This window comes from Shewanella sp. BJSY2023SW005 (genome assembly GCF_047314585.1).
Classification (GTDB): Bacteria; Pseudomonadota; Gammaproteobacteria; order Enterobacterales; family Shewanellaceae; genus Shewanella; species Shewanella algae.
Genome location: NZ_JBKORJ010000003.1, coordinates 1 through 21224, shown reverse-complemented (window position 1 = coordinate 21224; position 21224 = coordinate 1). Strand labels below are relative to the sequence as shown.

Annotated in this window: 11 protein-coding genes and 1 pseudogene; 5 read left to right on the top strand and 7 right to left on the bottom strand. The window is 55.3% G+C overall.

Annotated elements, in window-relative coordinates:
• The first annotated feature begins 101 nt into the window (after positions 1-101).
• Positions 102-1910 carry a protein kinase domain-containing protein gene (locus ACMHXI_RS00375; RefSeq protein ID WP_413733685.1) on the top strand — a complete coding sequence of 603 codons (1809 nt, stop codon included), beginning with the start codon at positions 102-104 and terminating at the stop codon, positions 1908-1910.
• On the opposite strand, the gene ACMHXI_RS00370 is transcribed toward ACMHXI_RS00375, so the two are convergent.
• The 4 genes from ACMHXI_RS00370 to ACMHXI_RS00355 form a co-directional block, all read right to left on the bottom strand.
• Entirely contained in the window at positions 1907-4690 is a 2784-nt protein-coding gene (locus ACMHXI_RS00370) for a M16 family metallopeptidase (RefSeq protein WP_260852515.1), read from the bottom strand. The genes ACMHXI_RS00375 and ACMHXI_RS00370 overlap by 4 nt on opposite strands.
• Positions 4691-4809: 119 nt before the next feature.
• Positions 4810-7215: a zinc-dependent metalloprotease gene (locus ACMHXI_RS00365; protein ID WP_413733683.1), complete on the bottom strand. Its 2406-nt coding sequence runs from the start codon at positions 7213-7215 to the stop codon at positions 4810-4812.
• A gap of 60 nt (positions 7216-7275) precedes the next feature.
• A complete protein-coding gene (locus ACMHXI_RS00360) occupies positions 7276-10968 on the bottom strand; it encodes a response regulator (protein WP_413733681.1) in 3693 nt (1230 codons plus the stop codon).
• Between the two features lie 146 nt (positions 10969-11114).
• Positions 11115-12509, bottom strand: a complete 1395-nt coding sequence (locus tag ACMHXI_RS00355; protein WP_025010322.1) for a PhoH family protein — start codon at positions 12507-12509, stop codon at positions 11115-11117.
• A 355-nt stretch (positions 12510-12864) separates the two neighbouring features.
• On the opposite strand from ACMHXI_RS00355, the gene rapA reads away from it, so the two are divergent.
• Positions 12865-15771, top strand: a complete 2907-nt coding sequence (gene rapA / locus ACMHXI_RS00350) for an RNA polymerase-associated protein RapA (protein ID WP_413733679.1) — start codon at positions 12865-12867, stop codon at positions 15769-15771.
• A gap of 227 nt (positions 15772-15998) precedes the next feature.
• Positions 15999-16991, top strand: a complete 993-nt coding sequence (locus tag ACMHXI_RS00345; protein ID WP_345884793.1) for a DUF3530 family protein — start codon at positions 15999-16001, stop codon at positions 16989-16991.
• A 76-nt stretch (positions 16992-17067) separates the two neighbouring features.
• Here ACMHXI_RS00345 and ACMHXI_RS00340 read toward each other — a convergent pair whose 3' ends face one another.
• Both ACMHXI_RS00340 and ACMHXI_RS00335 read right to left on the bottom strand, forming a co-directional pair.
• On the bottom strand, positions 17068-17571 hold the full coding sequence (locus ACMHXI_RS00340; protein WP_025010320.1) for a YqhA family protein: 504 nt from the start codon (positions 17569-17571) through the stop codon (positions 17068-17070).
• 90 nt (positions 17572-17661) lie between these two features.
• Positions 17662-18465 (bottom strand): crotonase/enoyl-CoA hydratase family protein, encoded by an 804-nt coding sequence (locus ACMHXI_RS00335; protein ID WP_144225945.1) that lies wholly within the window; start codon positions 18463-18465, stop codon positions 17662-17664.
• Between the two features lie 365 nt (positions 18466-18830).
• On the opposite strand from ACMHXI_RS00335, the gene ACMHXI_RS00330 reads away from it, so the two are divergent.
• Together ACMHXI_RS00330 and ACMHXI_RS00325 are read left to right on the top strand one after the other, a co-directional pair.
• Complete coding sequence (locus ACMHXI_RS00330) at positions 18831-19826, top strand: response regulator (protein WP_025888766.1); 996 nt, start codon at positions 18831-18833, stop codon at positions 19824-19826.
• Positions 19827-19842: 16 nt separating this feature from the next.
• Complete coding sequence (locus ACMHXI_RS00325) at positions 19843-20802, top strand: GGDEF domain-containing protein (protein WP_028780494.1); 960 nt, start codon at positions 19843-19845, stop codon at positions 20800-20802.
• Between the two features lie 203 nt (positions 20803-21005).
• Here ACMHXI_RS00325 and ACMHXI_RS00320 read toward each other — a convergent pair.
• Positions 21006-21224 (bottom strand): annotated as a pseudogene (locus ACMHXI_RS00320) (alpha-amylase family glycosyl hydrolase); the annotation flags it as partial.

The window sequence follows — 21224 nt, the reverse complement described above, 5'->3', positions numbered from 1 at the left end:
GGATCCCAGAGTCACAACTTGCCGCAGTTATCCCTTGCTGTTTTAATGAGCTTCTGCTTGTTGTTATTTTGTATCCTTGCCTGTGCCAATGGAGAAATCGCTTGCAAACACCTGAACTGCAGCACTTTTATATTTCTGAAGAGCAGTCCGTCTATCTGCTTAAGGCCGATGATGCCCGCAAACACAGGGCCTGGATCCGCCTCTGCCGCCAGCAACTGATCAAGTTGGGCTATGATGACCCGCAACTGATAGGCAAAGGCGCCTATGGTTTTGTGTTCGCCGGACGAAACAGCCATGGTCAGGAACATGTATTCAAGTTCTCTCGCATCACCCTGCCTCAGCGGGTACAGGACAGATTGGAAGAAGAGGCTTTCATGCTGTCTCAGGTCAATCATCCCAATGTGCCGCCACTGATAAAGTTCGACAGAGTCGGGCGCCAGGGGATCCTGGTGATGGCCAAAGCTCAGGGCCAGGATCTGGATCAGCGCTGCCGCCGCCAAGGCGCCTTGCCGGTGGCAGAAATCATGAGCATTGCCAGGCAGTTGGCGGATCTATTGCAATATCTTCGCAGCGGCAGACCCTTGGTACACGGGGATATCAAACCTTCCAACCTGGTTTATGACCCAGAGGAAGACAAGTTGTCTTTGATTGACTGGGGCTCGGCGGTATTTGCCCAGCGCGATGCCGACAACCGCCCGGTTGGCGGCAATGTGATGGAGTTAATGTCGAGCGATCAGCAGCATACCAATGCCCGCATGGGCGATGTTTATTTTATCGGCGATGAGCAACTCTCGGGGGCACTTTCCAGCCCCAGGTTTGATGAACAGGGGGTTGCCGCCACCCTCTATGCGCTGGCGTCCGGCCAGGCCAGCCGCTTCGGCTCCCAGGTGATCCCGCCCACCAGCATAGGTCTGCCGCTAGAACTGGCCAGGATCCTCGAGGGGATGTTGGGCTCAGATCCTCTCACCCGTCTCAAGGCCGGCGACTACTTCCTGCGCAGCATGAGATACAGCCAGCATCTTTTACTGCCGCCGCTGCCACAGGAGCTGAATGCCGAGATCCCCGTCTGGGTACAGAAGCGGGCCCGGGACGTGGAAACAGTCAGCTACAGTTCGCGTAAGTCGTTTCTGCGCAGCCATCATCCGGACGCCGATGCCGAGGCTATTCGCGCCGAAGATATTCAACTGGAGAAGTACTACCGCAACTTCCTCGCCGGTATGGGAGACACAGAGAAGGGCTTTATCGCTGCCGTCGGCCGCCTGGGTCAGTATCCTATAGTGGGCGGTTTGGCGATTCATTGGCAGGAGACAGGCGTCTATATCGACTCCAACCTGGCGCTTTATGATGAAGAGCTCAGGCCGGCATTGATTCAGGCGGTCAACAACATGGTGACCCTGGCCCGGGGCATTCATCGCATAGGTATCTTCAAGGCCTGTTTCTTCAACGCCAAAGATACCCTGCACCTGGAGCGCAGCGCCCCTGCAGAGCCGTTCAAGGCCAAGGCGGATCAACTGCTGCCCTTTGAGGTGGGCGATGTGCCGACACTCGAAGATCAATCCCGGCTGCACTCTTACTTTGAAGATGGCCGGGATCCGGATGAAAACCTGGAGCTGCCTGCGGAAATCATGACAGAGCTTGGCTGGCTCAACCAGATACACCACACAGGCTGTATCATCTTCGAAGCCCTGCCAACCCATATGAAGATCCACAGTTATCTGAGACTGCTCAACCCGAGAAAACAGGCGCAGTTTCGCGCCTGTCTGGACAGGATCCTCAGTCATGTCGACAAGATCCAGGGCCAGGGGGTTTCGGGGTTTATGAAGCTGCCCTATAAAAATACCCGCAGGTTCGAACACCTGCAGCGCAAGCCGGAGCGCTTCTATCCGAGAAACCCCAAGAGCGGAGGTTAGCCGCCGTAACTGCTGGTCACACTCAAGCGGCGATCATTCTCAAGATACTCACGGGCCACGGCTTCCAGGGCTTCTCCATCCAGTTGCCCCAGTATTTGCCTGCGCTGCTGCCATCCCTGCCAGCGGCCCGGCCGACTTTGGGCCGTTGCCGCCAGATCCAACCAGAAACCGTTACTTCCCGGGGCACTTTCAAACCACTGCAACAAGGGCTGGCGCGCCCGCTCCAGCAAATCGGCATCTATGCCCCCCTTGGCCTTGACTCTGGCCACGACCGCGGCAAAGCCCTGTTCGGCCGCCTTCAGCTTGGCGGCATCTGTGACAGTAAAGAGCCCCAGATAACCGTAACCTGTTGGATGCCAATCGAAATGATTGAAGGTATAAGGCGAATATCCGGCGCCGGCTTTTTCCCTGACCTCTTCATTCAACAGAATGCCCATCACCTGCTCGAGTAACATCAGTTCGCTGTGGCGTCGAACATTCTGCATGTCGGTGGTTGGCCACAGCCAGGCCAGTGCCGCCGAGTTCTCGGCGCCCCGGTGCAAGATTTGGCTCTGTGCCGGTACCTTGGGGAATACCGGACGCTCGAAGGCCGGGGCCTTGGCCGGATGCCGCTTGATGGCGGCGAATGTCTCGGCGACCGCTTTTATCCCCTGAGCCTCATCGAAATCACCTACCAGCGCGATTTCCAGCATTCCCTTATCCAGCGCCGAAGCCAACACCTTGGCAATTTCAGAAAAGTCCCGCTGTAATACCTGTTCTTCCCGGCCATAACCATAACGGGGATCGCCGGGGAACAAGAGTCCGCTCAGACCATCCCAGAAGGCCTCTTCCGGATTGGCATTACGGCTCTGGCTCTCTGCCTTGACTTGTTGCCGGAAGAGGTTGATGGCTTCCTGTCGCCAACCCGGGGCGGTTAGAAAGGCGGCCTGTAGCCCAAGTTGGGTTCTGAGTTCATCGGCATTGGTATTGGTCACGCCGCCAAAGCCTTCAGTACTTACGCCAATATTTGCCGAGATGTTCTGCCCGGCAAAGATATCCGCCAGCTGTTGCCAGGAGTGCTGCTCCAGCCCGCCGTAAATAAAGGCATTATTGAACAGAGTGCCCAAACCTTCTTGGCGCGGAAATGGCAAATCACCGAATCCCAATGACAAGCTGACGGCCACATTACCCTGCTCAAGCTCGGTAGGTTTGAGATTGAGTAGAGTCCCATTGGCAAAACGTAACTGGCGTATTCCGGTATCCGGATCCCGTTTATCGGCCACTATCTTCCCGGGTTCACCAAAGCTTTGATAGGCAAACTCGCTGGCTTGTTTGGCCTTATAGGGGGTAACAGATTGCAGCAAGCTGTTCTCATATGCCGTCAGCAGTTGTTGTTCCGCCGCGGCCGGCGCCTTGGCACCGGAGAGATAGATCCAGGGTTGCCCCTGCCAAAGCTCAGTCAGTGTCTGTTGGATAAGCGCCGGGGTAATTTGCGGCGCCAAGGCCTCAAAAATGGCCAGCTCATCTGCTGGTTCTATCGGTATCAAGTCCTCGGCATCCATTGATACCAAAGCCTCGGCCATATTCAGGCTGTGAATGGTGTTACTGCCGGCCAGATTGAGCTGATACTGCTTATGTTGGCGTTTCAGTGCCTGCTGCAACTCTTCATTGCTGAAACCGTATTGCAAGGCCTGGCGTATGGTCTGCTCCAGCAATACCACACCATCCTGCCAGTTGTCTTCCAGGGTCGCCAGAGCCAATTGCACCCTTCCCGCAGTGCCAAACTCTTCCCCTATCTCAACGGAGGCATCGGTGAAACCTTCTTCGGCAAACAGGTGCGGTTGCAACCTCTGATAGAGCATATTACTCAGCAGCGACTCAAGCATCAGCTGACGACGCCGTTCAATACCATCAGGCTTTGGCTTTATGGGCGTCAGCACCCCAAGAGAGACTTGGGTCGGCAAACTGGGGTCGAAGAAAGCGTCCGCCTGAGGCTGCTTTCTGACTACAGGCGGAGAAAGTTTCACCTGAGCTGCGGCAACCGCCTGAGGGTGCGGCTTCCAATCGGCAAACAACTGCTTGATTTGAGCCTCGGTACGGGCGATGTCCAGGTCGCCGACCAAGATCAGCGTTGTCCGCTCCGGGGTATAGAAACGTTGGTACAAAGAGCGCAGCTTGGCGACATCTGCCGCCTTGATGCTGGCTACTTCACCGATAGGGAAACGTCTGGGCAGCAGGCTGGAGGGGTACCAGAAATGCAACTGGTTGCGATAGTTTTCCAGCCCGGCCGATGTGCGCTCCTTGAGCTCGGCCAGCACTACGGCTTTTTCCTGGGCAAGCGCCTTGGGATCCAGAGTGAGTCTGTCGGCAATCTCCCGCATCAACATCAACCCGGTATCCAGCTTCTGCTCATCCCCTTGGGTGATGTTGAACTTATAGACTGTTTGCGTAAATTCAGTCACGGCATTGGTATCGGCGCCAAAGCTCAAGCCGAGACGCTGCAACCTTGGGATCATATCCCCTTCAGGCACAGCGGCCGAGCCTTTGAACGCCATATGTTCCAGCAGGTGCATCAGCCCCTGCTCATTTTCCGCCTCAAGCAGCGAGCCGGAGGCGATCCGCATCCGCATTATGACGGTATTGGCCGGCGTCTTGTTGTCCACCAATTGATATTTAAGACCGTTGTCCAGTTGGCCCTGATGAATGCGAGGGCTGACGCTGAGCCCATCGGCCTTGGCAACGAAGCAGAGAAGCAGCAATAAGCTGCCGAGCCAGGCTCTGAGAAACAGGATTTTTGGCAAAAGAATTCCCCCAAAAAACAGAGGTTCGGTGCAAAACGGGCCCGAACCTCTGGAATATGAAAGATGCCAATATAAGATATGGCATTAATTATGTCACATAATCAATACCTTACGACGTACTAAATCGGCGATCCCGGTGGTATTTCCGCAGGTTTGCTGATCACTCTGACCCCGGCTTGTTTCAGTGCCTGTTCAAGCACAGCTTGCAGTTGTCCATAGTGGGCAGCCTTGTAACCTGAACTTCTTTTTTCCTTTCTGGGCAACTGCTTAAGCAGATAATCCAGCTTCATCCTCAACATGGCTTTGACTTCCGGGGCGCTGGCGTCACTCTCCAGACTCTGCAACATGCCGTCCAAAACCACCGCATTTACCCGCATCGCAATACTGGTCTGATCTCCCGAAGGCAGGGATTTCAGCAGTGTCTTACCCAGCAATCTGTCCAGCAAATCCTCTACCGAAAGCTGCTCTGTGTCTCTGGCAAAGGCCTGATCCACACGGTTGAGCCGCTCAGGGTTCAACAGCGCCGACACAGTGTGGCGACTGAGCACTTCTGCCATGGCCAGCTGATCCACGGCAACCCCCAGAGATGAGCCGAAACTCTCGCGGCTGCGGTAATAGTTGCCGGCCTTGGGCACCAGTTGCTCCAGGAGCTCGGTTGGCAGATAAAGCTCTCTGGGATCCAGAGTCGCCAACAGGGTATCGAGCGCCCGCTTCTGTAATTCCGGCGCAATAAAATGCCAATTACCGCTATCGGCATCGGCCAGATAATTATAGTCAATGCCGCCGACAAACTTGGCAGCAGCGCTAATCTGGTAACGATTCAGCAGATAGATGGGCACCAGAGCATCGCTGAGTTCACCCAAGGGTTGCCCCGGCAACAGCGCCTTGGCGGAGAAAGTTTCCAACGCCTGGCGCCTGACCAGCTGCATTCTGGCCAGCTCCTTGACAGGATCCTCGCCTCTGTCCCAGAGACTGGCATAGGCATGGGCGGCTGAAGTCTCTCGCGAGTCCCCCTCGCCTATGTATCTCAGCCCCTGCTGCTGAACCTCTTTGAGCAGCGACTTGAGCGCGGCCTGGGTTTGGGCTTCATCACCAAAGTCACCATAACCATACTTGATGGCAAACTTATCCCAGGCCCCCAGCCCTTCGGCGTAAGGCTGGCTGATATCCACCCGCTTGCCATCAAGGCGCACATAGGGATGGGGGTAATCCATCACAGAAGCGTTGTTATTGGTGGAAGCGGCAAAGTTATGGTCCAGCCCCAGGGTGTGACCGATTTCATGAGCCGATAACTGGCGAATACGCGCCAGAGACAAGGCCATGGCGGCTTCATCGGCCGCTTGCCTGTCTTCCCAACCTGCGGTAAGGCCACGGGCAATCAGGTGATCCTGACGCACCCGCAAACTCCCCAGAGTGACCTGGCCCTTGATGATTTCACCACTGCGGGGATCTGTCACCGCCGCACCGTAGGACCAGCCACGGCTGGCCCTGTGCACCCACTGGATCACGTTGTAGCGCACATCCTGAGGGTCGGCGCCTTCCGGCAATAGCTCCAACTTAAAACCGTTGATAAACCCCGCCTCATTGAAGGCCTGCTCCCACCAGCGGCCGCCTTCAAGCAAGGCACCACGGATAGGCTCGGGTACACCGGGATCCAGATAATAGGTAATGGGCTCAACCACTTCGCTTGGCTCAGGGCCGGGATTAACCTTCTGCAGCCGGTGGCGCAGCAAGAAGCGCTGGTTGATATCCTGATCTATGGCGGTGGCATAGTCCTTGTATTCATCGGACAGATAACCACTCATGGGATGATAACGACGCGCCTGATAACCCGGCTCGGGCAAGGCGATAAAGGAATAGCGCAGTCTCAGAGACAGGGTCTGGCCATCCGGGGTCACCTCGGCGACTCTGGCGCCGGCCTTATCACTGGCGAAAGTCAGTTGCACATCCACATCTGAGTTACGCTCGAACGACTTGACCGAGGCTGGCAACACCACAGAGCGGCTGGTGTCCAGAGGATAATGCCCTTGGCCCCTGGCCGCCAACTGTTGGCTGATGCCGTGCAGGTCCTGCAACATCAAGTCATTGACCGGCACCAGCAGACGTTTTCCCGGCAGGAGTTTGCCGCGCCAGAGCACAGATTCGGCAAAGGCTTCATGCACGGCTCTTTGCTCGGCCTGGTCGTCGGTATCGGCTCGAAAACGGGTATTGAGCTGTTTGAGCAGAATATAGGGCCCCTGACGCTCAAACTGCACCATGCGGGTATGCCCCAGTTGCCCACGGTCAAGCCCAATATCATTGGAACCGGCGCCGTGGGGCAAGCTGGATAGCAGTAGCATAGGCTGGTTGAGTCTGCTCGGTTCCAGATACAGCTGCCCGGCTTTGGCATCATAAAAGAGATTGATAAAACCTTCGGCCTGAGTGCTTTCGCTGATGACGTCGGCGGCCTCCCTCTCCTGTGCCGCCTGCGCCAATCCGGGTACCGCGATCAGCGCCAGCAACAAGGTCCAACTTTGAGGTTTCATCCCATCTCCTGATTGTTATCTGTAAGTTGCCATTCAAGTTAAGGGATCGGCCGGTTTATCTCAAGTCCTGCCCACCCATTCACTCAAGGTATCAAAGAGTTCATTGAGCATAATGGGCTTGGTGATATGGGCGTTCATTCCCGCCGCCAGGCTCTTCTCACGATCGCCTGACATAGCGTGGGCCGTCATGGCGATAATCGGCAAGGTCTCCCTGTCGTATTTCTTGCGCAGTTCCCGGGTCGCCGTCAGGCCATCCATCACGGGCATCTGAATATCCATCAATACCGCGTCGTATTGACGCTGCTCCACCATCTCAAGAGCAATTTGACCATTGTCTGCCAGATCTACCTCATAACCGGCGCTGCGCAGCAGTTCAGAGGCCACCTGCTGGTTGATCAGGTTATCTTCTACCAGCAGCACCAAGCCTTTATGACCACCGCTCTGATTGTCGGTAATTTCAGCCACGGTCGCCGGATGGGGTTTCTCGGCAAAGGCAGAGATTATCTCATCAAACAGAGTCGAGGCCTTGAAGGGCTTTTGCAGCAACGCAAACACATTGGCGTCTTCCACCTCCTGTGCCAGCGGTTCGGCGGCATAGGCCGTCATCATGATCACCACGGGGCGCTTGCTTATTCTGCCATCGGCCACCATCTCGTCCAGGGTACGGATCACCTCGCGGCCATCCATTTCCGGCATCATCCAGTCGATAAGCAGCAGGTCGGTTTCCTGTTTGCCCAGCTTATAGAGGGCTTCGGCACCGCTGGCGGCGGTGTCCACCTCGAAGTGGAAGTCGCGCATCAGGGTGGAGTAAATCTGCAGCGCCGTGGAGTTATCGTCCACCACCAGCGCCCGCAGGCTGTTGAGCTGCTCCGGCATCACCAGAGGTTCAATCTTGGCCTCTTCGGCGATCTCAAAGCTGATGGTAAAGCTGAACACACTGCCGACACCCGGCTCACTCTGCACTTGCATCTTGCCGCCCATCATGGACACCAGATGCTTACTGATGGACAAGCCAAGGCCGGTGCCGCCATATTTGCGGGTGGTGGAGCCATCCGCCTGGGCAAAGGCGTCAAACAGTATCTCCTGTTGCTCCTTGCTGATACCTATGCCGGTGTCCCGAACCCAGAATTTGAGGGTAATGCGATGATCGCGTTCGCCGACATCTTCACAGCCGAGTTCAATCTCCCCCTGGGAGGTAAACTTAACCGCATTGGACAACAGATTCACCAGCACCTGGCCGAGACGCAGCGGATCGCCCTTGAGGATCAGCCCGGCGGTCACAGGGGCATACAACAACAGCTCGACCCCTTTCTCCTGTGCCTTGAGTGAGTTGATATCCAGGGCGTGCTCCAGCACCTTATCCAGCGGGAAGGAGACCCGCTCCAGTTCCAGCTTACCGGCTTCAATCTTGGAGAAGTCGAGAATATCGTTGATGATCCGCAGCAGTGACTGAGCCGAGAAGCCGGCCTTCTCCAGATAATCTTTCTGCTGCACCGTCAGGTTGGTGCGCTGCGCCAGCTGCAGCATGCCTATGATGGCATTCATCGGCGTGCGGATCTCATGACTCATATTGGCCAGGAATTCACTCTTGTAGAGGTTGGCCAGTTCGGCATCTTTCTTGGCCTCCAGCAAGGCCACTTCATTGCTCTTGCTGCGGGTAATGTCTTTGTGGGTACCCAGCATACGCCTGGGCTCATTGTTGGCGGTAAATTCCACCACCCGGCCACGGGACAGCAACCAGTGATACTGACCACTCTTGCCGCGCATCCTGAACTCTATCTCGTAGGCTCCAATAGGATCGGCCAGATACTGCTCGCGGTACTCTTCGACCCGGATCCTGTCATCCGGATGGATCAACTCGTCTATGGTCGACAGCAGCGCCGGAAACTCATTGGTCTTGTAGCCCAGCATAGTGTAATAAGCTGGGTTGCAGATGATCTGTTCCGAATCCAGATACCAGTCCCACAGGCCATCTTCCACCGCGTCCATCGCCAGGTGATAACGTTCTTCCGACAATCGCAGCTGTTCGGCCGATTCATATTCGCGGGTCACATCACGCCAAACGGCAATCAAGCCCAGCATCTCGCCGCGGCGGTTATAAAACGGCAGCTTGAGGGTATCGAGCAGCACGGGCTTGCCGGCCAGCTCGACCTTTTCCTGATAACGCAGCGGTGCTCTGTCTTTGAGTACCTGTTCATCCTCGGCGCGAATTCTGGCGGCCTGTTCCGGGCTGGTAAGTGTGTCTGAATTCAGGCCTATCATCTCGGCTTCTGTGTAGCCAAGCACCCGCTCGGCCGACTTGTTGCAGCCGAGGTACTTGCCTTCTTTATCTTTGAAGACAATGGCTTCAGGAATCGAGTCCAGCAGAGAGCGCAGCAGGGCATATTCCCGCTCACGTCGCTCTGTGGTTTCTTTCAGCCGTTCGGTGCGCCGGGCCACCAGTTTATCCAGCCGCTTGTTCTGCTCCGCCAGGTGACGGGTATATTGCTGGTTCTCTTCAAAAATGCGGCTGACCAACTGGAACCAGGGCTCCCAGCCCTGGGTGATCTTCTCCGGCGGCCGAATCGGCTCACGGGAACAGTCTTCCAGGTGCGAAAGCAGGCGCGAGGCCGGGCTGACGAAAGAGCGACGAGTCTGCCAGTGCACTATGGTCACCAGCACGGACAGCGCCAGTACCACAAGAATAAAGGTCAGCTGCAGCTTCTCGAACGAGTCCAGAAACAGGTCATCGACATCCTGCAGATAAAGCAGGCGCCAGGGGGCGTTGTGCAGCGCCACTGAGTGGATGTAATAGCCGTTACGGATCATCCCCTCGTGGGCATCGAACAGCTCGGACTCCGGCAGTGAATGCAGCTCGGATGGGATCCGCTGACTGATGTGGTAGACCCGGTTAATGCTGGAGGTATCAAAATCGCTGTGGGAGAGAATATTGTTGCCTTGATCCAGCAAAATCACTGTGCCCGGCATCTTGAAATAGAGACGTATCTGTTTGGCGAGCGATGCCAGTGTCATGTCCAGATTAATGGAACCGATAAACTCATCTTCGAGATAGATAGGCACCCCGAGCGTAGTCAAAAGACCATTGCCGGCCGAGTCCACATAGGCCTCACTCCAGAACACACTGCGCTGTGGGTTCATCGCCGGCGTCGCCAGTTGAAACTGTTTCTTGTTCAGCAGTTCATCGCGAAAACGCTGCTCGTCCGAAGGCCAGGGGTAATAGGACATCATTCGCCGCTTGGACAGGTAATAGATGGCCGAGGCCTTGGGTGCGGCTTCCTTGGCGACCGGGAACGACAACGACAGCTCGAACAGCATCTCCAGTTCCTGATAGAACTTGTCGCTGCGGCCATCGAGAGAACCGGAACCGGTTATCCGCCCCATGTTGGTGAATGGCTCACCACTCTTGGCGTAATTGGGCTCCAGGGTAAAGAACTGACCGCTTTCGTTGAATTTCTCGTACTGGGGCAGCCTGTCCTTGCGTACCTGCTCGGCCAGGCGCAAGTGGTCCACGGCCACATTCCGCAGGCTCTTGACCGCACGGATACTGGATTCCAGCAAGAGGTCAATCTGCATCACATGGCGATCGACCTGTTCTTCTCTGAGCTCCATCTGTTGGGTCTTCTGGCGCTCAAAAAACACCCAGGCGGTGAGCAACGCCAGTACAATTACCCCCATATAGGTATAAAACACTGCGCGGTTGTAATTTTTCTGGATCGGAGATTTCAGCTGCAGATCCGGCTCACTCGATTTCATCCATTACCCTTGCATCACGTCCCATCCCCAAGCGGCGGGAAGGAAGAAGAACAAAGCCAATATCATATACTTAATTTGGTCGAATATGCAGTACCCCGCACAAAGCAAAGGCCCCGAAATGGGGCCTTTTTCAGTAGCAGGGGTTATCAGAGCTGCTCTTCGGCAAACTCCGCCAGCCGTGAGCGCACTACACCGTTGAGGTAAATGTTGGCGCTGCCCTCAAAATTTTTAAAGCGTTCAACCATATAGGTCAAACCCGAGGTGACCGCGGTCAGATAGTTGGAGTCTATCTGCGCCAGGTTGCCGCAGCAGATAAGCTTGGTGCCTTCTCCCATACGGGTGATCATGGTTTTCAGCTGTGAGGCGGTCAGGTTTTGACACTCATCCAGCAATACCACTGAGTTCTGAATCGAACGCCCACGCATGAAATTGATCGACTTAAACTGGATATTGGCCTTTTCCATTATGTAGTTGAGTGAACCACTGGGATTAACGTCATGCTTGTGCAGCACCTCCAGGGTATCGGTAATTGCCGCCAACCAAGGGGCCATCTTCTCCTCTTCCGTGCCCGGCAGGAAGCCTATCGATTCGGCGATTTCCGGAGTATTTCGGGTGACTATCACCTTATCGTAGAGATTACGCTCCACCACCAGCTCCAGTGCCGCCGCCATCGCCAGCAAGGTCTTACCGCACCCCGCTGGGCCGGTGAGAATAACCAAATCGATATCGGGATCCATCAAGGCCTGCAGCGCCATGCCCTGATAGATGTTCTTCGGCCTCACGCCCCAGGCCTCCATATTCATCAGGCGCTCGCGACCGAGATCCAGCACATTGAGACTGGTTTCGCTGCGGCCGACCACCCGGCCACAAAACTCGGATTCCTCATCCAGCAGATATTGGTTGATGTAAAAGAGATCGTCGCCCAGGTCCTTGAGCGGCACATCATGCACAGTATGACGGCCATGACGCTCGGTGGCTACCTTGTGCAGATGCTCCCAGAAGTTGCCTTCAAATTGATGAAAACCCTTGGATAGAAAACGTATGTCATCGATCAGCTGATCTGTGCGGTAGTCTTCTACCAGGAGTATCCCGGCACCTTTGGCCTTGAGACGCATATTGATGTCTTTGGTGACCAGCACCACGGTACGGGGCTCGTATTGATTTTGCAGATGCAGGGCTGTGTTGATGATGCGGTTGTCGTTGTTGTCGCCGGGCAGCGAGCCTATGGTGAATTCAATCTGGTGGTCGGGGAAGATGGCCAGAGTACCTGTGGCATCTGTGTGCCCTTCGCGGCTTGGAAGGGGAACCCCTTTGATTATCTGTTCCGGAGTGGTCTTGCCGCCGAGGATATCTTCCAGTGCCCGAATGGCGACCCTGGCATCGCGGCTGACATCCCGCTTTCTGTCTTTTATCTGGTCCAATTCCTCCAGTACCGTCATTGGGACCACAACATCATGTTCTTTAAAGGAGTAAATCGCTAAGGGTTCATGTAATAACACATTGGTATCAAGTACAAACAACTTTCTGTCGTCTTGTTCCATGGCGCCTCCATTTGCGTCAATGAGCTACTCACAGCTTTGTTGTCATGGGCCAGCGCAGGCCTGGGGTTGGGGTATATGGCACTCCTGTTTCTGACAGATGGCGGGTAGGTTTCACCACTGTGGCATGGCTTAAACTAATACTGGCACCTTTAGCAGCGGATGACAAATACCCTTTGCAGTCTGTTCAATGGCCACTGCGCGGTATCCGTTTTTGAGTGTAGGATGCTAAAGATGACGATTGGATGACAAGCGGGCGAAAAGGCCTGCGTCATAAGAGGGGGCAGGATTGGTATTATACTCGGATTGGTATAACATACGCGCCCTTTGAGAATCCGCCCGGAGATGAGAGTTAAAGATGCCCTTCGCCTTAGGTCAACGCTGGATCAGTGATACCGAATCAGAGCTTGGTTTGGGTACAGTAGTACAACTGGAAGGCCGCATGGTCTCACTGCTGTTCCCCGCCACCGGAGAGAACCGCATGTTCTCCCGCAACGACGCCCCGTTAACCCGGGTGATTTATAACCCAGGTGATCAGGTCAAGAGCCATGAAGACTGGACACTGACCATCAACTCTTTGGATGAAAAAGACGGGCTGGTGATCTACACCGGCATTCACAGCGAAACCGGTGAAGAAGTGCAGCTGAGGGAAACCCTGCTGGACCACAATATTCGCTTCAACAAGCCGCAGGACAGACTCTTCGCTGGCCAAATAGACAGACTGGACAGATTCGGGGTGCGCTATGCCGCCCAGCAGCTACGCCACAACCTGGCCACCTCAGATCTGCTGGGGCTGCAGGGTCCCAGAGTTGGCCTTATTCCGCATCAGCTGTGGATTGCCCATGAAGTCGGGCGCCGCTATGCGCCACGGGTACTGCTGGCCGATGAAGTGGGCCTGGGCAAGACCATAGAAGCCGGCCTCATCATTCATCAACAGTTGATGACAGGCCGCGCCGAGCGGGTACTTGTGATAGTGCCCGATACTCTGCGCCACCAATGGTTGGTGGAGATGCTGCGCCGCTTTAACCTGCGGTTTGCCGTATTCGATGAAGACCGCTGCATCGAGGCCTTTGCCGACCATGACAACCCCTTCTACACCGAACAGTTGGTGATCTGCTCGCTGGAGCTGCTGCGCAAGAAGCGCCGTCTCGACCAGGCGCTGGATGCCGACTGGGATCTTATGGTGGTCGATGAGGCCCATCACCTGGAGTGGACCGAAGAGGCTCCGAGCCGGGCCTATCAAGTGGTTGAAGCTTTAGCGGAAGTGGTGCCCGGCGTACTGCTGCTGACCGCGACCCCGGATCAACTGGGCCATGAGAGCCACTTTGCCCGACTGCGACTGCTGGATCCGGATCGTTTCTACGACTATCAAGCCTTTATCAAAGAGGAAGAAGGCTACAAAGAGGTGGCCCTCGCCGCCGAGGCGTTGGCCAGTGGCAACAAGCTGCCCGACAATGCCATCAACAGCCTGACCGAGCTCTTGTCTGAGAAAGATATCGCCCCCGCCATTCGCCTTATCCAGGCTGACGGCGTCGATGCCGAGCAGCAGCAAGCCGCCCGTGACGAGCTGCTGCAGGAGCTGCTCGATAGGCACGGCACGGGTCGGGTGCTGTACCGCAACAGCCGCGCCTCGGTCAAAGGCTTCCCGAAACGCATTTTCAACGCCTATCCACAGGCCATGCCGGAGCAGTACCTCACTGCGGCCCGAGTCAGTGCCATGATGAATGGTCACCGCACCCTGGAAATGAAGGCCGCCTACGCGCTGGCGCCGGAAAAAATGTATCAGGAGTTTGATGAAAACTCCGCCGCCTGGTGGAAGTTCGACCCCAGGGTCGACTGGCTCATCGACTTCCTCAAGCAAAACCGCAGCAAGAAAGTGCTGATCATCGCCAGTCAGGCCGCCACGGCGCTGAGTCTGGAAGAAGCACTGCGTACCCGTGAAGGGATCCTCGCCACTGTGTTCCATGAGGGCATGTCCATCATAGAACGTGACAAGGCCGGGGCCTTCTTCGCCCAGGAAGAAGGTGGTGCCCAGGCGCTGATCTGCTCGGAAATCGGTTCCGAAGGGCGTAACTTCCAGTTCGCCAGCCAGTTGGTGCTGTTCGATCTGCCGCTGAACCCGGATCTGCTGGAGCAGCGCATAGGTCGCCTGGATCGCATAGGTCAGAACCATGATGTAGAGATCCACCTGCCCTTCCTCACCGACACGGCGCAGGAGCGTCTGTTGGCCTGGTACCATGAAGGCCTCAATGCCTTCGAACTCACCTGCCCTAGCGGCCATATTCTGTTCAAGGAGTTTGGCGCCCAGTTGCTGCCACTGCTGGTGGAAGAAAACGAAGAAGAGATGGCCAAGCTGCTGCGCGATACCCGCAGCCGATATAAAGAGCTCAAGCAGGCAATGGAGCAGGGCCGCGACAAGCTGCTGGAACTCAACTCCCACGGTGGCGACAGGTCATTGGCATTGGCCGAGAGACTGGCGCAGATGGATAACGACACCCAGCTTATCGGCTCAGTGATCCGTCTGTGGGACATCATAGGTCTGGATCAAGACGATAGAGGCGAAAACACCATAGTGCTGCGCCCGAGTGAGCACATGATGTTCCCCACTTATCCCGGTCTGCCGGAAGATGGCATTACCGTGACCTTCGACCGGGATACCGCCCTGTCCCGCGATGATATCGCCCTGATAACCCAGGAGCATCCGCTGGTGCAAACCGGTCTGGATCTGATCACAGGTTCTGAGACAGGCACCACAAGTGTTGCCATCCTCAAGAATAAGGCGCTACCGGCAGGTACCGTATTCCTGGAGCTTATCTACCTGGCACAGGCCTCGGCGCCCAAGTCTAGCCAGCTGTATCGCTATCTGCCGCCGACACCGCTGCGCATTCTGCTGGATAAGGATGGCAACAATCTGTCTGACAAGGTGAGTTACGAGCACTTCGATCGCCAGCTCAGCGCGGTTAACCGCCATATCGGCAGCAAGCTGGTCAACGCCTCGCAGGCGATACTGCATCCACTGCTGGCCAAGGGCGAAGCCCACGCCATAGAGGCTATGTCCAACCTGCAGGCAGAAGCCCAGCAGCAGATGGAGCGCCAATTGGGCGCCGAGCTGGAACGTCTGGAAGCCCTCAAGGCGGTGAACCCCAATATCCGCGATGCCGAGCTTGAGTATCTGCAAAATCAGATAGCCGAACTACGCGGCTATTTGGATCAATGCCAGCTGCAGCTCGATGCCGTGCGCCTGGTGCTGGTCAGCCACGCCTGATAATCCACTCAAATATCATCCCCCAAGACCCGCTAACTGCGGGTCTTGTTTTTTGCGCTAAATTTCAGAAGCCCTGGTGCACCACGCCTTCAAGCATTGGATCGACACACAAACTTTCGATACAACAGCTACTAGTGCACAAATTTGCGGCTTATAATTTTGGCATTGAGTCAATAAAGGCTGCAGAATCATGCTATTCCAGCCTATGAAAAGTTTAAGGAGTTCACTTGGCGCTGATATCCAGGACGATAGCTATGCTGTGCTTTTTCCCCTTGATAGCACTGGCAGCCGACGAACCAGCCAACAAAGACATGGCCAACCAGGAGCAGACTCAACCGCAACCGGTGCAGAAGCCTGCCAAGCAAACACCTGAAACAGCCCCTATGAAACCCAGAGACAATAGCCGGGCGTTGGAGCATGTCGCCGCCTCAGAACAGCAAAAGATCCAAGTAGATGGCGAGGAGCAAACCGTTCTGGTGCGCCCCTGGAGTGGCCCGAAACAATTGGGCGCAGCGCTGTTGCTGCCGCCCCCCGGCACCCATGCCGATGCCCCCGGGCTCAACGCCTTCTTGCGCCGCAGCATCAATCCGGCAGGCTGGGCCAGTCTCAGCATGACACCACCTCCCTTTCCTGAGCAGCCCAACTTCACCACAGAGGCCCAGGAAATAAGCAAGGCCGGCGATGGCAAAGTGCAGGGCAAGAGTAATCAGGCAACAAGCCGCAGAGAGGCGGAGGAGTGGCAGAAACTCAGAAAGCAGCAACAGACCTTTATCCAAAAGAGTCTGGCGCAATTGGACGCCTTGGGTGAGCCCTTTCCCGGCAAGCGCTTGCTGATAGCCCAGGATCAGTCCGCCGCCTTGGTGATTGAGTTGTTGGCGGCGCAGGAGTTGGCCAAGCCGGACTTGCTGGTGGTGATCAATCCCTACCTCGACGATCCCTATGCCAATTTGGCACTGCCAAAGAAACTGGCCGGGTTGGAGTTGGCGATACTCGATATCCAATCTCCCGACGGTCACCAGGCCTCGCAGGCTACAGTGGAAAGTCGCAAAACCCTGGCTTCAAGCAAGCTGGACAATCAATATCGGCAGCAGTTGCTGGCGCTGGATCTACGCCAGGATGTTGCCTTTGAAAACACCTTGCTGATGATAGAAGGCATGGCCAGAAAGGTGCTGAAACAGCAGGCGCCAAACGAGAAGGCGGCCACTGAAACCCATCAGTGACCGCCTAATTGCAGAAGTTGCTGCCAAAACTGGCCGGCAGACCAAGCTTCCCGTAGAGCAAATATCGGCAGTGCGATTACTCTTTCTTGCCGCCCTTGGAGAACATCAACGCCAGGGAGATGAGCACCACAGTGCCGCCCATGAACAGCAAGTCCAATGCCGAGCTGGGTTTGATATCTGCAAAGAAGGAAAACACCTTGATGATCAGCATCATCAATATCACTTTGCCCAACTTGCTCTTGAGCGCATCTATGCTGGAGATGATCAATATCTTGCCGCCGGTATCCGAGTTACCGGCCGGCTCCAGGTTACGGATAAAGAGCTCATAGAGGCCGAAAGCAAAGATCAGCAGCACAGCCCCCAGCAGGAAGGTATCCAGTATCTCCACCAGTACCATCACAAGATCGTTACGCACATCATAGCTGCCACTGAGCAGGTATTCCCACAGCAGGGCAAACATATGCAGCACGTCCTTGACTCCCATGACAAAAGTGACCAAGGCCGCCAGCACACAGGAGAAGACTCCGACCATGACAGACAAGCGACTGCCCCAGAGCAGGCGTTCAAAAAAAATCCGCATCCCAATTTCCGTCTAAAAATAAAGTGACGGATTTTCAGGCAGTTTTGCCATTGAGGTCAAGTTATTATCCCATCATACGTGATAGGTATCTCACCAGTTTCGCCGCGGTTCAAAGGCCCGCTCGGGATCCTTGCTCTGACGCACGGCGGCAATGGCTCTGTTGCGCCCCAAAAGCAGACGCACCTGGCTCCAGGACTCACGCGCCAGCAGCCGCCTACGGGAACCGTTCCAGCTGCGGTTAATACTCAGCTTTATCGCCGCCAACGCATCGGGAGAGCGCTCATTGAGCTCAGCTGCCAGTTCTTTTGCCCGGGCCAGGGGATCACTGCAGCACTCGGTCACCAGCCCAAGATCCAATGCCTTGGAAGCCGGGATTAATTCCGCCGTCATGCTGAGTTTCAATGCCTGATCTTTTGCCAGAATTTCCCGCAAACTCACCAGGCCGCCCATGTCGGGAACCAGGCCCCACTTGGCTTCCATTATTGACAACTCGGCGTCATTGGCGGCAATGCGAAAATCGGCGCCGAGAGCAATTTGCAAACCGCCGCCATAACAACGGCCATCCAAGACGGCAATGACAGGAACCGGCAACTCACGCCAGGCGACAGACACCTGCTGCGCCAGATTGGCATTGCCCGGTAACAGCTTGAACAGCAGTTTCAGCGCTTGCCAGGGAGAGTTGGCCACACTCTTGATATCCAGGCCTGAACTGAATTGGCCGCCCTCACCTCTGAGGATCACCGCCCGCAAATGTCGTTGACGGTGCAAATGACGCGCCATCGCCTTGAGTTCACTGAACATGGTGTAATTAATGGCATTGAGCTTATCCGGCCGGTTCAAGCTAACGATAGCCAGCTGTTGTTGCCATTCCAGGCTGAGTGTCTGCCACTGCATCTGCAGGTCCTTGAAAGTTGAAGTTATGTTAACGGTATCACCATCACACTGGTCAGGCCAGAGCAAAAAGCGTCCCGTTTCAACAACACAGAGCAGTCTAAATTTTGACTAACGTCAACAATCTGACATTAGCTTTGACTTAGTGACAACAAGTGTTCACAATATCGACCCTCAACAGGCAAGCCATTGCACTATAATAAGATTTTCTCCTGCCAAATGTATGAGAAACGGGCATCAAGCCCGAGCTCGCCGATAACTGACTATCGGCCCAGTCCTCACTGATCCAGCGGCATAATCAGAGGATAATCACAAAAATGCCGCTGTAGGTGTTATCTTCAAGTAATGCAGTAGAACAGGAAATCTCTATGGCGATTCCGGTACTCATATGCGACGACTCTGCGCTGGCTCGAAAGCAGATGGCCCGTACTCTTCCCAAAGATTGGGAGGTAGACATCAGCTTTGCCGCCAATGGCGCCGAAGGACTGGAGGCAATTCGCGCCGGCAAGGGCGAGATTGTCTTTTTGGATCTCAACATGCCGGTCATGGACGGCTACGAAGTGCTGCAAACGATTCAGCAGCAAGACCTGCCGGCCATGGTGATAGTCGTCTCGGGCGATATACAAATTAAGGCTCATCAGCGAGTCAAGGCCTTGGGCGCGCTGGATTTTATTCAAAAACCCGTCAGCGCAGACGCCATCAGCAGCATACTGCAGGAATATGGCATTTTGCAGTTGGCCGAAGGCGGCGAAAGCAATGAAGAGCCAATGATCCAGGTGGATATGCGCGATGCCTGCCAGGAGGTTGCCAACGTTGCCATGGGCCGCGCCGCCGATCTGCTGGCCAAGCTGTTGGATGTGTTTGTGCTCTTGCCTATTCCCAACGTCAATGTGCTGGAGGTCAGCGAATTGACCATGGCACTCAAGGCCACAGAGGAAAGCCCCAAAATTTCGGCGCTGTGCCAAGGCTTTATCGGTGCCGGGATTGCCGGTGAGGCTCTGCTGCTGTTTCACGACTCCAGCTTTAAGGATATGGCCAAGTTGATGGGCCTGTCGGATCCCGAAGATGCCAACACAGAAATCGAGGTGATGATCGACACAGCCAACGTGTTGATCGGCGCCTTCCTCAGCGGTATCTCGGAGCAACTGGACATGCAATTCAGCCAGGCGCACCCTGTGGTGCTCGGTCGACATTGCACAGTAAACGATCTGATCCACGATAACTCAGATCGCTGGCAACGCACGCTGGCGATGGAGATCAATTATCGTATCGAAGATCACAATGTGCAGTGCGATCTCTTGCTGCTCTTTACCGAAGACTCCTTGCCGACGCTGAATTTCAAGCTCGGCTATCTGATGAACTGACAAAAACAGGTTTGCCATGGCAAAGGATTTGGATGCAATGAATGAACTGCACTGGCTGATCGATATGGTACAAACCATAGAGGTCGGCCTGGTGGTGCTGGACAGAGAGTACAATATTCAGCTGTGGAACGGCTTTATGGAGAACCACAGCGGCGTTTCTCCCAACGATATCAAGGGCGACAACCTGTTTGAACGTTTCCCTGATCTGCCGGCCAGCTGGCTCAAGCAGAAGATGGAGTCTGTGTTTCTGCTGAAGAACCGCGCCTTCATCAGTTGGGAGCAGAGGCCCTATGTATTCAAATTCAAGAACTACCGGCCCATCACAGGCCGCGCCGAGTTCATGTTCCAGAATGTCACCCTGTTGCCGCTGGCCTCTCTGACCGGACAGATCTCCCATATCAGCATCATCATCTATGATGTGACGGATATTGCCATCAACAAGCTGCAGCTCAAGAGTGCCAACGAGCGCCTGGAACACCTGAGCCAAACCGATGGCCTGACCCAACTGCATAACCGCAGACACTGGCAACTATGCATGCAGCGGGAATTTGATCGCCATTCCCGCTATGGCGATCCTGCCAGTCTGGTGATGTTCGATATAGATCACTTTAAGCGGATCAACGACAGCCTGGGGCATATCGCCGGAGACAGGGTTATTCAGCATCTGTCCCATATTCTCAGCCAAAACCTCAGGGAAACCGATTGCGCCGGGCGCTACGGGGGCGAAGAGTTTGCTGTGGTCTTGTCCCACACCAGCGCCGAGGATGCCCGCTCCTTTGCCGAGCGGCTGCGCTCTCAGGTGGAAAGCAGCCGCTTCAGTTTCAATGGTCAGCCGGTGCCCTTTACCATCAGCCTGGGGATCTGCGATCTGAGTGATGAGGTGGAAAACAGCGATCAATGGCTGGCCAATGCCGATCAGGCCCTCTACCAGGCCAAGGTTTCCGGCCGCAACTGTGTCAGTATTTTCAGTGATTGATCCACAGATGACGGCCAATAAAAAACCTAAGAGGCATACAGGAAGCACATCATTCGGTCTCAATCGCTTATAAGTGAAGATGAATTATTCGAAGTAAATTCTCTGAGACGAGTAATCTGCGTGCTTCATACAAAAACTGCGGTTGCCAGGCATGCCTGCAGCAGGCTTAAGCCTGTTTCTGCAAAATCACCAACGGTTTAAGGTTAATGGGGATGTATTGCTTGGCTTTGTTGCTTACCCCGGCACCATTTACCGCCACATTTGGCCTTCATGGCACACATCGCATCCCATCGGCCACTCATGCCACTGTACTGACGGCGAAACTCTTTGGCGGAAGTTATCCAGGCATCGTCACTGATACCAAGCTCAAGCAGTAGTTTGGGTCTGGAAGAGGCAATAAAGCCACGCTTGTCTTCCCGCAC

What these genes read in the sequence shown, in the direction of transcription:
- ACMHXI_RS00365 (WP_413733683.1), bottom strand. Translation starts at nt 7,215, where the DNA reads ATGAAACCTCAAAGTTGGACCTTGTTGCTGGCGCTGATCGCGGTACCC.
- ACMHXI_RS00360 (WP_413733681.1), bottom strand. Translation starts at nt 10,968, where the DNA reads ATGAAATCGAGTGAGCCGGATCTGCAGCTGAAATCTCCGATCCAGAAA.
- ACMHXI_RS00355 (WP_025010322.1), bottom strand. Translation starts at nt 12,509, where the DNA reads ATGGAACAAGACGACAGAAAGTTGTTTGTACTTGATACCAATGTGTTA.
- rapA (WP_413733679.1), top strand. Translation starts at nt 12,865, where the DNA reads ATGCCCTTCGCCTTAGGTCAACGCTGGATCAGTGATACCGAATCAGAG.
- ACMHXI_RS00340 (WP_025010320.1), bottom strand. Translation starts at nt 17,571, where the DNA reads ATGCGGATTTTTTTTGAACGCCTGCTCTGGGGCAGTCGCTTGTCTGTC.
- ACMHXI_RS00335 (WP_144225945.1), bottom strand. Translation starts at nt 18,465, where the DNA reads ATGCAGTGGCAGACACTCAGCCTGGAATGGCAACAACAGCTGGCTATC.
- ACMHXI_RS00330 (WP_025888766.1), top strand. Translation starts at nt 18,831, where the DNA reads ATGGCGATTCCGGTACTCATATGCGACGACTCTGCGCTGGCTCGAAAG.
- ACMHXI_RS00325 (WP_028780494.1), top strand. Translation starts at nt 19,843, where the DNA reads ATGGCAAAGGATTTGGATGCAATGAATGAACTGCACTGGCTGATCGAT.